The sequence below is a fragment of the Paracoccus sp. M683 genome (assembly GCF_007096355.1).
Classification (GTDB): domain Bacteria; phylum Pseudomonadota; class Alphaproteobacteria; order Rhodobacterales; family Rhodobacteraceae; genus Paracoccus.
Window position 1 is genome coordinate 25,110 of record NZ_VKDF01000010.1, and the last position, 11,944, is coordinate 37,053.

Consider the following 11,944-nt stretch of genomic DNA (forward strand, 5'->3'; position numbering starts at 1 on the left):
TGCAATTTTTTTCACCATAGGGCTTTTGAAAAGTAAATACTTGCAGAATCGGAAATTGTGCCTAAAAAATGTATCCAATTTCGCGACGGGAGGGTTGCGAAAGCGGAGGAGCAGGCAGAATGACCGGAACGAGGCAAGGCGGCTTTGGCCCGCTTGCGGGGCTGCGCGTGATTGAAATGGGGCAGCTGTTGGCCGGGCCGTTTGTCGGCACGCGATGCGCCGATTTCGGCGCTGATGTCATCAAGATCGAGGCACCGGGGCAGGGCGATCCGATCCGAAACTGGGGCCAGCATCAGCATCAGGGCAAGACGCTGTGGTGGCCGATCATGGCGCGCAACAAGCGGTCTGTTTCGGCCAATCTGCGCGATCCGCGCGGGCAGGATCTGGTGCGGAAACTGTTGGCCAATGCCGATGTGCTGATCGAGAATTTCAAACCCGGCACGCTGGAGAAATGGGGCATGAGCCCCGATGACCTGCACCGCATCAACCCCGGTCTGGTGATCGTGCGGGTGTCGGGTTTCGGGCAGACCGGTCCCTATTCCGCCCGGCCCGGATTCGCCTCGGTGGGCGAGGCGATGTCGGGGCTGCGCTATATCAACGGCTATCCCGATACGCCGCCGCCGCGCTTTGGCATCTCGCTTGGTGACACGCTGACGGCGCTTTTCGCCTTTGAGGGGATGATGATGGCGCTGTGGTGGCGCGACCGCAATGGCGGCAAGGGCCAGGTCGTCGATGCGGCGATCACCGAAAGCTGTTTCGCCATGCTGGAAAGCTGTGTCACCGAATATTCCAAGGCGGGCTATGTGCGTCAGCCCTCGGGGTCGGGGCTGGCCAAGATCGCGCCATCGAACATCTATCCCAGCAAGGATGCCGGCTATGTGGTGATCGCGGCCAATGTCGATGCGATGTTCCGCCGGCTGGCCGATGCGATGGATCGCCCGGAACTGGCCAGCGACCCGCGGTTCGCCACCCATCTGGCGCGTGGCGAACATGCCGAGGTTCTGGATGCGATGATCGGTGAATGGTCATCAGGGATGACGATGGCGGCACTGACCGCGCGGCTTGAGGAATTTGGCGTGGTCTATGGCCCGATCAATACCATCGCCGAGGTGGTCAGCGATCCGCATTTTCGTGCCCGCGGGATGGTCCGCGACATCGAGGACCCGGAATTTGGCACCATCACCGTGCCGGGCGTCTTTCCGGTCCTGTCAGAAACGCCGGGGGATATTGCCTGGCTTGGCCCGCAAGAAATCGGCGCCAGCAATGCCGAGGTCTATGCCTCGCTTGGGCTTGATGCCGAGGAACAGGACCGGCTTCGGGCCGAGGGGGTGATCTGATGGTGACGATCTGCGAGGTCGGCCCACGCGACGGGTTGCAGAACCTGCCGCGTATCTTTTCTGTTCAGGAACGGATTTCGATGATCCGCGATCTGGCCGATGCCGGGCTGCGCCATATCGAGGCCGTCAGCATGGTCAACCCGGCCCGCGTGCCGCAGATGGCCGAAGCCGAGGCGGTTCTGGCCGGCTTGCCGGAACTGCCGGGGGTGCGGCTGTCGGCGCTGGTCTTGAACCGGCGCGGGGCAGAACGCGCCCTCGCCACCCGCGCGGACGAGATCCGCTTTGCGACCGTGGCCTCTGATACCTTCTGTCGCCGCAACCAGGGCATGAGCACCGATGACAGCCTTGCAGAATTTGGCCGCGCCGCAGCCATGGCACGCGAGGCCGGGCGTGATCCTGTGGCGGTGATCGCCACCGCCTATGGTTGCCCCTTTGAGGGCGAGATCGCACCCGCGCGCGTGGCTGGCATGGTTCAGGCTGTGATCGCGACCGGCGCCAGTCAGGTGATTTTGGCCGATACGATCGGGGTTGCCGCACCCGCCGATATTCAGCGCGTTCATGACGCAGTCGCGCCGGTTTTGGGCGGAACGCAATGGGGCGTGCATCTGCACAACACCCGCAACACCGGATACGCCAATCTGATCACGGCCATCGGGTTAGGCGCCACTGTGGCCGATACCGCCATTGCCGGGCTTGGTGGCTGTCCTTTCGCCCCGCGCGCGACCGGCAATATCGCCACCGAGGATGTGAATTATCTGCTGGCCCGGCAAGGCATCGAAAGCGGTCTGTCGAACAGTCGGCTGGCGGATCTGGTCGATTGGATCGAGGCGCGTGTCCCTGACAAGATCACCGGCCAGCTGTCACGCGCCGGCTGGTTCCCTGCCGCCGCTGCCGAGGTCGCCGCATGATCGAGCCTGTCATCGTCCTTGTGATCCTGCTGGGTCTGATCTGTATCGGCGCGCCGATCTTTCTGGCGCTTGGTGCGGCGGGGCTGGTCGGGTTGTATATGGCGCGTGGTGCCATCGCACTGTTTTTCGGGCCGACCTCGCTGTTCGCGCAGCTGAACAGCTTTGAATTGCTGGCCCTGCCGCTGTTCGTGCTGATGGGGAATTTTCTTTCAGCGACCCCGGTGGGCGAAAACCTGTATCGTGCCGCCGCGCTGTGGTTCAACCGCGTGCGTGGCGGGCTGGCGGTGGCGACGGTGGGCGCCTCGACCGTGTTCGGCGCGGTCTCGGGCGTGTCGATTGCCGGCGTGGCGGCCATCGGGTCCATCGCCGTGCCGCAGATGCTGGCGCGGGGCTATTCGCACCGTCTGGCGGCAGGGTCCGTCGTCAGTTCCGGCGCGCTGGCGATGCTGATCCCGCCAAGTGTGCCGCTGATCATCTATGGCGCGGTGTCGGGCGTCTCGGTCGCCGATCTGTTCGTCGGTGGCGTGGTGCCGGGCCTTCTGCTGGCCTCGGTTCTGGCGCTGTATATCTGGATCCGCGCAACGCTGAACCCGGCCGAGGCGCCGCTGGAACATGCCGGCCAGGCCGATTGGGGCGCCCGCATCCGCTCGCTTGGCGGGCTGTGGCATGCGGGGCTGCTGATCCTGATCGTGCTGGGCGTGATCTATAGCGGCGTCGCCACGCCAAGCGAGGCCGCGGCCTTTGGCGCGCTTGGCGCCCTGGCGCTGGCCGGGCTGGTCTTTCGCAGCCTGACATGGGCAAAGCTGTGGGGCATCATCGCATCCAGCGCGCGGATATCGGGGGCGATCCTGCTGATCATGGGCTGCGCCCGGATCTTTGGCGATTATCTGAACCTGATCCGCCTGCCCGACGCGATTTCGCAGGCGTTGACCCAGACCGATCTGCCGCCCTTTGCCATCCTGATGATGATCATGGTGGCGCTGCTGATCCTGGGGATGCTGGTGGATGCGGTCTCGCTGATCGTGGTGACGACGCCGATCCTGCTGCCATTGATCACGGCGCTTGGCTATGACCCGCTGTGGTTCGGCATCATTCTGGTGATGAACCTTGAAATGGCAGTGATCACCCCGCCGGTCGGGCTGAACCTGTATACGCTGAAGGCCGTCGCGCCCGTTCTTGCGATCGAGGACATCATTCGCAGCGTCCTGCCCTTCGTGCTGCTGCAATTCGCGGTGCTGACCCTGTTCGTCCTGATGCCGGAACTGGCGTTGTGGCTGCCGGGGCTGATGCCCTGACCGCCAAGAAATAACTGGGAGGAGAAAACCATGACCACAAGACGCAATTTCCTAAGCACCGGCGCGGCCCTTGGCGGGCTGTCCATGCTGGGCCTGCCCCGCCCGGCCTTCGCTGCCGGCGAGACGCTGACGGGGGTTAGCTATCTGCCGCCGTCCTATGCCGATCTGGCCTATGGGTCGCAGGGGTTGGTCGACCGCGTGAACGAGGCCGGGCAGGGCGTCGTGGCGCTGGATTATCATGACAGCGCGCGGCTGTTGTCGGCGGATGAACAATTGCCGGCCCTGCGTGCGGGCACCATCGACTTCATGTTCCACACCACGTCCTATGTCACGCGTTCGCTGCCGATGCTGGGCGTGCTGGGCCTGCCGGGCGTTGTCGGCGCGCTTTACGAAAACCCCGACCGGCTGCGCCGGGGCGCCCCGCTGTTCGAACTGATCGCCGGGGAACTGGCCAAGCAGGGCATCACCTGCCTGTCGCTTGGCGGCGGCATCATGGAACCCGAATATGTCTGGAGCATCGAATCCGCCCCCATCACCTCGCTGGCCGAGATCAAGGGCAAGAAAATCCGGCTGGTATCCTTCGAGGCCTCGGCCGCGCTGGAACATTTCGGCGCAGCACCCGTCCGCGTGCCCTCGTCCGAACTGTATATCGCGTTGGAACGCGGCACGGTCGACGCGGCGGTTGCCAATATCTCGACCATCAATGGCCGCTCGATCCAGGAACAGGTGCACTACGCCTATCGCCTGCCGGTGACGGGCTTCGCGATCGGTGTGTTCCTGACCACCCGGCGGTGGGAATCGCTGTCGGACGAGGTGCGTCAGGTCTTCATGCAGGGCGTCGATTGGTTCGATCAGGAAAGCGCGCGTGCCGCCAATCAGGACTGGTTCCGCGACAAGTACTGGCCGACCTTCCAGGAGGGCGGCTTGCAGGTCGTCGACCCAAGTGCCGAGGAACTGACCGAGTTCGACACGATCAACGCCGATGTCCGCCAGATCTGGCTGGAGGAAGTGGGCGAAGAGGTCGGCCAGCAGGCCATCGCGCTGGCCATGGGCGAGGGGGCCTGATCATGTTGCGCGCCGCCGACCGGGCCTTGGGCTGGCTGACCTGGACCTTGCAGGCCGGCGGCGCGCTGGCGCTGGCCTTCATGATGCTGACCATCGGCTATGACGCGCTGATGCGGCATTTCTTTGCCCGCGCGACCAGCTGGAGCATGGAGGTGAACGCCTTTCTGCTGGTCTATCTGGCGCTGGTCACCTCGGCCGAGACGCTGCGGCGGGGCGAACAGATCGGCATCGGCTTTCTGGCCGAACGCTGCGGCCCCGGCCTTCGGCGCGTGCTGCGGATCGTCATCGCGCTGGTCGGTGCGGGGTTCTGTTTTACGCTGACCTGGCGCGGCTTTCTGCTTGCCCATGACGCCTGGTCCTTTGGCGAACGGGTATCCAGCGCGTTCGGCACGCCGATGTGGATCCCCTACAGCTTTATCCCGTTGGGTTTCGGGCCGCTTGGGTTGCAGTTCCTGGCCAATGCGCTGCGCGATGGGCCCGATGAAATCGCACCGCTGTGACGACGGCAGGCCCGGAAGGCGAGGAAAACCATGTCTGAAGATCAGCCGTTCAACGGTGGCACATCCGATCTGTTCGACCGCGACCCCGGCCATGTGCGCGTCGTCGATCTGCAATTCCGGCGCTTTGGCCTGAACACCCGGTTTCACGGGCGCTGCGTGCCCCTGTGGTCGGCGGGATCGCATCAGCCGGTGCTGGCGGTGCTGTCCATGGACGGCCGGGGGCGCGTGCTGGTGGTGGATGGCGGCGGCGACCTGACCATCGGCCTGATGGGTGATCGTCTGGCCGGGATCGCGATCCAGAATGGCTGGGCCGGCATCGTCATCAACGGCGCCATTCGCGACAGCGCCCAGATCGACGGCATGGCCATCGGCGTTCGTGCCATGGGAACCACCGCCCGGCGCAGCCTGGCCGAACCCCCGGCCCCGCCCGCCGGTCCGGTTCGTTTCGGTGGCGTCGTATTCACGCCGGATGACTGGATCTGCGCCGACGAGGATGCCGTGGTTGTCAGCGCCGCTGATCCGGCCCAGGGCGGCTTTGCCGGCGATGGGTCAGCTTGACCGCCGGCGTTGTTGTATGGCCAGTTGCTCGATCGGCAGGGCGGTTTTGTATTTGGCCTGTTTCAAGGCAAAGCTGGACCGGATGTTCATCACCCCCGGCGTTTTAGACAGCCGGTCGACAATGAAATTGCGCAGCGCCCCGATATCGGGGACCAGAACGCGCAACAGGTAATCGGCATCCCCGCTCATCAGATAGCATTCCATCACCTCGGGCAGGTTTTCCATCGCGGCCTCGAACTTGGCCAGCAGGGTCTCGGTCTGCTTGTCCAGCGTGATCTGGATAAAGACGTTGACATCCGCCCCCAGAAGCACCGGGTCCAGCAGCGCAACGCGGCGCATGATCACCCCCGACTGTTCCAGCGCCCGCACCCGCGTCAGGCAGGGCGAGGGCGACAGCCCCACTCGCGCCGCCAGGTCGACATTGCTTAGTCCCGAATCGTCCTGAAGCGCGTTCAGGATGCGCATGTCGATGTCATCCAGTCGAATATTCGGCATTATGTTTCGCTATTCCGTTTGTGAACGATATAATGTTCCTAAATTTACGAAGTTTGCAACATGTTCGGCATGAAATTCGGCATCCTGCGCGCTATGCTTCGCGCGAGACATTTCGCAGACAGGACCGCGCCATGCTGAACAAGGCACAAGCCACCAACGTCGTTAACGACAGCGACCCGTCCGAGACCTCTGACTGGCTGGACAGTTTCGCCTCGCTCTTGCGGGTCGAGGGGCCCGATCGCGCTGCCTTCCTGCTGAACGCGCTGGAACGCGCCGCCAAGGATCTGGGCGTGGTTTCCGAGGCGCCGCCCTTTTCGCCCTATCGCAACTCGATCCCGCTGGAAAAGCAGCCCGCTTTCCCCGGCGACATAGAGATCGAGCAGCGCATCACCGCCATCCTGCGCTGGAACGCGCTTGCGATGGTGATGCGGGCGAACAAGGCTTACGGCGAACTGGGCGGGCATGTCGCCAGCTATGCGTCCGCTGCCGAACTGTTCGAGATCGGCTTCAACCATTTCTTCCGCGGCAATGACGATGGCGGCGGCGATCTGGTGTTCTTCCAGCCGCATTCCGCCCCCGGCGTCTATGCCCGCGCCTTTCTGGAAGGGCGGATGGATGCGGACCGGCTGGCGCATTACCGGCAGGAAACATCCGAGCCGGGGCTGTGTTCCTATCCGCATCCCTGGCTGATGCCGGAATTCTGGCAGGTGCCGACCGGGTCGATGGGGATCGGGCCGTTGGCGGCGGTCTATCAGGCGCGCTTCATGCGTTACCTGCGCGATCGCGGGCTGGCTGATACCGATGGCCGCCATGTCTGGGGCGTTTTCGGCGATGGCGAGATGGACGAGCCGGAATCCATCGCCGGCCTCGCGCTGGCAGCGCGCGAAAAGCTGGATAACCTGACCTTCATCATCAACTGCAACCTGCAACGGCTGGACGGGCCGGTGCGCGGCAATGGCCAGATCATTCAGGAACTGGAACGCACCTTCAAGGGCGCGGGCTGGAACGTCATCAAGGTGTTGTGGGGGTCGGAATGGGATGCGCTGTTCGCGCGCGACACCGGCAACGCCCTGTTGCGCCGCTTTGCCGAGACGGTGGATGGCAAATACCAGACGCTTGGTGCCAATGACGGCGATTACAACCTGGCGCATTTCTTTGACGAAGACCCCGAGGTCAAGGCGCTGGTCGCCCATATGTCGGGCGACGATATCGACGCGCTGAAACGCGGCGGCCATGATTTCCGCAAGCTTTATGCCGCCTTCAAGGCCGCGCGCGATACCACGGGCCGCCCCACGGTGATTCTTGCCAAGACCAAGAAGGGTTACGGCATGGGCGGCACCGGCGAATCGCGCATGACCGCGCATCAGGCGAAGAAGCTGGACAGCGAGGGGCTGCTGGCCTTCCGCGACCGCTTCGCGCTGCCCTTGAGCAATGAACAGGTCGAGGCGCTGGATTTCTATCGCCCCGCCGAGGACAGCGCCGAGCTGACCTATCTGCAAGCCCGCCGCGCGGCCCTTGGCGGCTATCTGCCCGCCCGCCGCACCGCCGCAGCAGCCGTGCCCGTCCCGCCGCTCGCCGGTTGGGGCGAGTTCGCCCTTAGCGCCGGGGGCAAGGAGATGTCCACGACCATGGCGCTGGTCCGCATGTTCTCGAACCTCTTGAAGGACAAGGCCCTTGGCCCGCGCATCGTGCCCATCGTCGCCGATGAAGCGCGCACCTTTGGCATGGCGAACATGTTCCGCCAGATCGGCATCTATGCCCCCGATGGCCAGCTTTACGAACCCGAAGATGCCGGTTCCATGCTGTATTACCGCGAAAGCAGCGACGGGCAGTTGCTTGAGGAAGGGATAACCGAGGCAGGCGCGCTGTCATCCTGGACCGCTGCGGCCACGTCCTACAGCGTGCATGGCCTCAGCATGCTGCCCTTCTATATCTACTATTCGATGTTCGGCTTCCAGCGGGTCGGAGACCTGATCTGGGCCGCCGCCGACCAGCGCGCGCGGGGCTTCCTGATCGGGGCCACCGCCGGGCGCACGACGCTGGCGGGCGAGGGGTTGCAGCATCAGGACGGCACCAGCCTGCTGGTCGCGGCGACCGTGCCGAATTGCCGCTCTTATGACCCGGCCTTCGCCTATGAAATGGCGGTGATCGTCGATCACGGCGCCCGCTCGATGACCGAGGAACAGCGCGACGAATTCTACTACATCACAGCCTATAACGAGAATTACGCCCAGCCCTCGATGCCCGAAGGCGTGGCCGACGGGATCATTCGCGGCCTTTACCGGCTGCCCGATGCCGGGGGCGATGCGCCTGCCGTCCGGTTGCTGGGTTCCGGCTCGATCCTGCCCGAGGTGCAGGCGGCGGCGGATCTGCTGGCGGATGACTGGGGCGTGAACCCTGCTGTCTTCAGCGCCACCAGCTTTGCCGAACTGGCCCGCGATGCGGCGGCGGCAGAGCGCGAGGCGATGTTTGGCGGCACCCGCCGCACCAGCCATCTGGCGGCGATGCTGCCGGGCGATGCGCCGGTGATCGCGGCCACAGATTATGTCCGCGCCTTGCCGCAGATGATCGCATCCTACCTGCCCGCGCGGCTGGTGGCGCTTGGCACAGATGGCTTTGGCCGCTCGGACACGCGGCCCGCGCTGCGCCGGTTCTTCCAGGTGGACCGCTGGCATATCGCGGTCGCCGCGCTTTCGGCGCTGGCCGAGGCCGGCAAGATCGACGCAAGCGTCCCGGCCAAGGCCGCCGCGCAATACGGGCTGACCACCGGTCCCGCCCCCTGGACCGTGTAAGGACCGCATCATGAGCGACATGATTTCCGTCACCCTTCCCGATATCGGTGATTTCAAGGACGTGCCCGTGGTCGAATTGCTGGTCGCCCCCGGCGATCAGGTGGCCGTCGATACCCCGCTGCTGAGCGTCGAATCCGACAAGGCCACGATGGAGGTGCCAAGCCCCGCCGCCGGTATCGTCCAGACGATTTCGGTGCAGGTGGGCAGCAAGGTCTCACAAGGCTCGGCGCTGATGATGCTGAAGGCGGTCGCGGGTAAGGCCGCGCCTGCTGCGGCGCCTGCGATCGCGGCTCCGGCTCCGGCGCCAACACCCGCCCCAGCCCCGGCACCCGCACCCCCGCCGCCGCCCGCCCCGGCACCCAAAGCCACAGCCGATGGCCTGCCTGCCCATGCCACGCCCTCGGTCCGCGCCTTTGCGCGGGAGTTGGGCGTTGACCTTGGCCGCGTCACCCCCTCTGGCCCCAAGGGCCGTATCCTGCGGGAAGACGTGACCGCCCATATCAAATCCGCGCTGGCCAGCCCCGGCGGCGGCGCCACCGGCAGCCTCGGCGCGGGCCTGCCCGACTGGCCGCAGGTCGATTACGCCGCCTTTGGCCCGGTCACGCGCCAGCCGATGGGCCGCATTCCCAAAATCTCCGCCGGAAACCTGACGCGGAACTGGCTGACCATCCCGCATGTCACCAATTTCGACCGCGCCGACGTGACCGATCTGGAAGCCTTCCGCCAAGCCGCCAATGCCGAAAAGGGCGCGGCAAAGCTGACCATGACGGCCTTCCTGATCAAGGCCTCGGCCGTCGCGCTGCGCGCCCATCCGCGTTTCAACGCCTCGCTGGACGGCGATGATCTGGTCATGAAGGATTACGTCCATATCGGTTTCGCCGCCGATACGCCGAACGGGCTGATGGTGCCGGTGATCCGTGATTGCGACAAGAAGGGCGTGCGCGAGATTGCCGCCGAGATGGCCGCGAAGGCGCAGGCCGCGCGGGATGGTAAGCTGCCGGGCACCGATATGCGGGGCGGCTGCTTCTCGGTCTCGTCGCTTGGCGGGGTCGGGGGGACTGGCTTCACCCCGATCATCAACGCCCCCGAAGTGGCCATTCTGGGCGCGGGCCGTTCGTCAATCGAGGCGGTCTGGGACGGCATGGCCTTCCAGCCGCGCGACGTGATGCCGCTGAGCCTGTCATGGGATCACCGCGTCGTCGATGGCGTCGCCGCCGCGCGCTTCCTTGGCCAGATCGCGGCCCTGATGGCGGATTTCCGCCGCGCCATCCTGTGAGGTCCGAGATGCAGACAGACTTGCGCATTCCCGATATCGGGGATCTGAAGGACGTGCCCGTGGTCGAGGTCCTGATCGCCCCCGGCGACAGCGTCGAGGCAGGCCAGACCCTGATCCTGATCGAATCCGACAAGGCCACGCTGGACGTTCCCGCCGACGCCGCCGGCAAGGTCGCCGAGGTGCTGGTCAAGCCCGGCGACACCGTTTCGGCGGGCAGCGTGATCGTCCGGATCGAGGCGGCAGGGGCGACAGAACCCGCGCCCACACCCACACCCACACCCGCGCCCGTCGCCGCCTCGGTCGCGGCCGAAACCCCAACGGATGCCGTTGATCTGGTGGTCATCGGCGCCGGTCCGGGCGGTTATTCCGCCGCCTTCCGCGCCGCCGATCTGGGCCTTCGCGTGGCGCTGATCGAGCGGCATCCGACCCTTGGCGGCGTTTGCCTGAACGTGGGCTGCATTCCGTCGAAGGCGCTGCTGCATCTGGCCGCCGGCCTGCGCGAGACGACCGCGCTGGCCGCCCATGGCATCCGCTTCGGCACACCGGAAATAGATATGGACGCCATCCGCGCCCATAAATCCGGCGTCGTGAACAGGCTGACGCAGGGCCTGAACGGGCTGGCCAAGGCGCGCAAGGTCAAGGTGATCCATGGCGAGGCGCGGTTCACCGGCCCGAACGCCCTGAGCGTCACGCGCGAGGATGGCAGCGAGGCCGTGGCCTTCAAGCAGGCCATCATCGCCACTGGCTCGCAACCGGTGCGGCTGCCGATGCTGCCCGATGATCCGCGCATCGTGACCTCGACCGGGGCGCTGGCGTTGCCCTTTGTCCCTGACCGGATGCTGATCATCGGCGGCGGCATCATCGGGTTGGAGCTGGCCACGGTCTATGCCGCCCTTGGCGCCACGGTCGAGATTGCCGAACTGGCCGACAAGCTGATCCCCGGATCGGATCGGCAGGCGGTGAAGATCTGGCAATCGGCCAATCCCGACCTGTCCGGCGGGATCATGCTGGACACGCGGGTCGAGGCCGCGACGGCTGGCCCGGACGGCATCACCGTCACGCTGGCCGGCGCCCATGCGGGCCAGCGCCGCTATGATCTGGTGCTGCAATCGGTGGGTCGGGTGCCGACGCCTGCCGCAAGCCTTGGTCTGGATGCGACGGGCATTGCCCCGGACGCGCGCGGTTTCATCCCGGTTGACAGCCAGATGCGAACCGGTGTGCCGCATATCTTCGCCATCGGCGACATCATCGGCGGCCCGATGCTGGCCCATAAGGCCGTGCATGAAGGCCATGTCGCGGCCGAGGCCGCCGCCGGACACAAGGCGCATATGGACGCGCTGGTCATCCCCTCGGTCGCCTATACCAACCCGGAAATTGCCTGGGTCGGCCTGACCACCGATCAGGCCAAGGCCGAGGGCCGTAACATTCAGACGGCCGATTTCCCCTGGGCGGCCTCGGGCAGGGCGCTGGCCAATGGCGATGGGCGCGGGATGACGCGGCTGATCTTCGACCCTGATACCCGGCGGATTCTTGGTGGCACCATCGTTGGCGCCAGTGCAGGTGATCTGATTGGCGAGGTTTGTCTGGCCATCGAGATGGGTGCTGATGCCGAGGATATCGCCCGGACGATCCATCCCCATCCGACCATGACCGAAAGCATCGGCATGGCTGCGGAAGTCGCCCTGGGAACCATAACCGACCTGTGATTGCCGCCCGGC

General features: G+C 65.4%; 10 protein-coding genes. 9 read left to right on the forward strand and 1 reads right to left on the reverse strand.

Annotated elements, in window-relative coordinates; genetic code table 11:
• The first annotated feature begins 119 nt into the window (after window positions 1–119).
• The 6 genes from FNJ84_RS16370 to rraA are packed head-to-tail and all read left to right on the forward strand — an operon-like array spanning window position 120 to window position 5,663.
• Window positions 120–1,337 (forward strand): CaiB/BaiF CoA-transferase family protein, encoded by a 1,218-nt coding sequence (locus FNJ84_RS16370; RefSeq protein ID WP_143794381.1) that lies wholly within the window; start codon window positions 120–122, stop codon window positions 1,335–1,337.
• Entirely contained in the window at window positions 1,337–2,245 is a 909-nt protein-coding gene (locus FNJ84_RS16375) for a hydroxymethylglutaryl-CoA lyase (protein WP_143794382.1), read from the forward strand. The genes FNJ84_RS16370 and FNJ84_RS16375 overlap by 1 nt, the downstream gene beginning before the upstream one ends.
• Window positions 2,242–3,540, forward strand: a complete 1,299-nt coding sequence (locus FNJ84_RS16380; RefSeq protein ID WP_143794383.1) for a TRAP transporter large permease — start codon at window positions 2,242–2,244, stop codon at window positions 3,538–3,540. Before FNJ84_RS16375 ends, FNJ84_RS16380 begins: the two co-directional genes overlap by 4 nt.
• Window positions 3,541–3,570: 30 nt before the next feature.
• Window positions 3,571–4,605: a TRAP transporter substrate-binding protein gene (locus FNJ84_RS16385; protein ID WP_143794384.1), complete on the forward strand. Its 1,035-nt coding sequence runs from the start codon at window positions 3,571–3,573 to the stop codon at window positions 4,603–4,605.
• Window positions 4,606–4,607: 2 nt separating this feature from the next.
• The gene (locus tag FNJ84_RS16390; protein WP_143794385.1) at window positions 4,608–5,105 is read left to right on the forward strand and encodes a TRAP transporter small permease; all 498 of its coding nucleotides are present in this window, start codon (window positions 4,608–4,610) and stop codon (window positions 5,103–5,105) included.
• Window positions 5,106–5,135: 30 nt separating this feature from the next.
• Window positions 5,136–5,663 carry a ribonuclease E activity regulator RraA gene (gene rraA, locus FNJ84_RS16395; protein WP_143794386.1) on the forward strand — a complete coding sequence of 176 codons (528 nt, stop codon included), beginning with the start codon at window positions 5,136–5,138 and terminating at the stop codon, window positions 5,661–5,663.
• Here the strand turns inward: rraA and FNJ84_RS16400 are convergent.
• Window positions 5,655–6,158 (reverse strand): Lrp/AsnC family transcriptional regulator, encoded by a 504-nt coding sequence (locus tag FNJ84_RS16400; protein WP_143794387.1) that lies wholly within the window; start codon window positions 6,156–6,158, stop codon window positions 5,655–5,657. The two genes, rraA and FNJ84_RS16400, sit on opposite strands and share 9 nt — an antisense overlap.
• A 131-nt stretch (window positions 6,159–6,289) precedes the next feature.
• On the opposite strand from FNJ84_RS16400, the gene mdeB reads away from it, so the two are divergent.
• The 3 genes from mdeB to lpdA are packed head-to-tail and all read left to right on the forward strand — an operon-like array spanning window position 6,290 to window position 11,932.
• Window positions 6,290–8,950: an alpha-ketoglutarate dehydrogenase gene (gene mdeB / locus FNJ84_RS16405; protein ID WP_143794388.1), complete on the forward strand. Its 2,661-nt coding sequence runs from the start codon at window positions 6,290–6,292 to the stop codon at window positions 8,948–8,950.
• 10 nt (window positions 8,951–8,960) lie between these two features.
• Window positions 8,961–10,226 carry a 2-oxo acid dehydrogenase subunit E2 gene (locus tag FNJ84_RS16410; protein WP_143794389.1) on the forward strand — a complete coding sequence of 422 codons (1,266 nt, stop codon included), beginning with the start codon at window positions 8,961–8,963 and terminating at the stop codon, window positions 10,224–10,226.
• A gap of 8 nt (window positions 10,227–10,234) precedes the next feature.
• A complete protein-coding gene (gene lpdA / locus FNJ84_RS16415; protein ID WP_143794390.1) occupies window positions 10,235–11,932 on the forward strand; it encodes a dihydrolipoyl dehydrogenase in 1,698 nt (565 codons plus the stop codon).
• Window positions 11,933–11,944: the final 12 nt, after the last annotated feature.

Excerpts from the sequence above, each read along its gene's own strand:
- FNJ84_RS16385 (WP_143794384.1), top strand. The coding sequence starts at position 3,571 with ATGACCACAAGACGCAATTTCCTAAGCACCGGCGCGGCCCTTGGCGGG.
- FNJ84_RS16390 (WP_143794385.1), top strand. The coding sequence starts at position 4,608 with ATGTTGCGCGCCGCCGACCGGGCCTTGGGCTGGCTGACCTGGACCTTG.
- FNJ84_RS16410 (WP_143794389.1), top strand. The coding sequence starts at position 8,961 with ATGAGCGACATGATTTCCGTCACCCTTCCCGATATCGGTGATTTCAAG.
- FNJ84_RS16375 (WP_143794382.1), top strand. The coding sequence starts at position 1,337 with ATGGTGACGATCTGCGAGGTCGGCCCACGCGACGGGTTGCAGAACCTG.
- FNJ84_RS16400 (WP_143794387.1), bottom strand. The coding sequence starts at position 6,158 with ATGCCGAATATTCGACTGGATGACATCGACATGCGCATCCTGAACGCG.
- FNJ84_RS16370 (WP_143794381.1), top strand. The coding sequence starts at position 120 with ATGACCGGAACGAGGCAAGGCGGCTTTGGCCCGCTTGCGGGGCTGCGC.
- FNJ84_RS16380 (WP_143794383.1), top strand. The coding sequence starts at position 2,242 with ATGATCGAGCCTGTCATCGTCCTTGTGATCCTGCTGGGTCTGATCTGT.
- rraA (WP_143794386.1), top strand. The coding sequence starts at position 5,136 with ATGTCTGAAGATCAGCCGTTCAACGGTGGCACATCCGATCTGTTCGAC.
- mdeB (WP_143794388.1), top strand. The coding sequence starts at position 6,290 with ATGCTGAACAAGGCACAAGCCACCAACGTCGTTAACGACAGCGACCCG.
- lpdA (WP_143794390.1), top strand. The coding sequence starts at position 10,235 with ATGCAGACAGACTTGCGCATTCCCGATATCGGGGATCTGAAGGACGTG.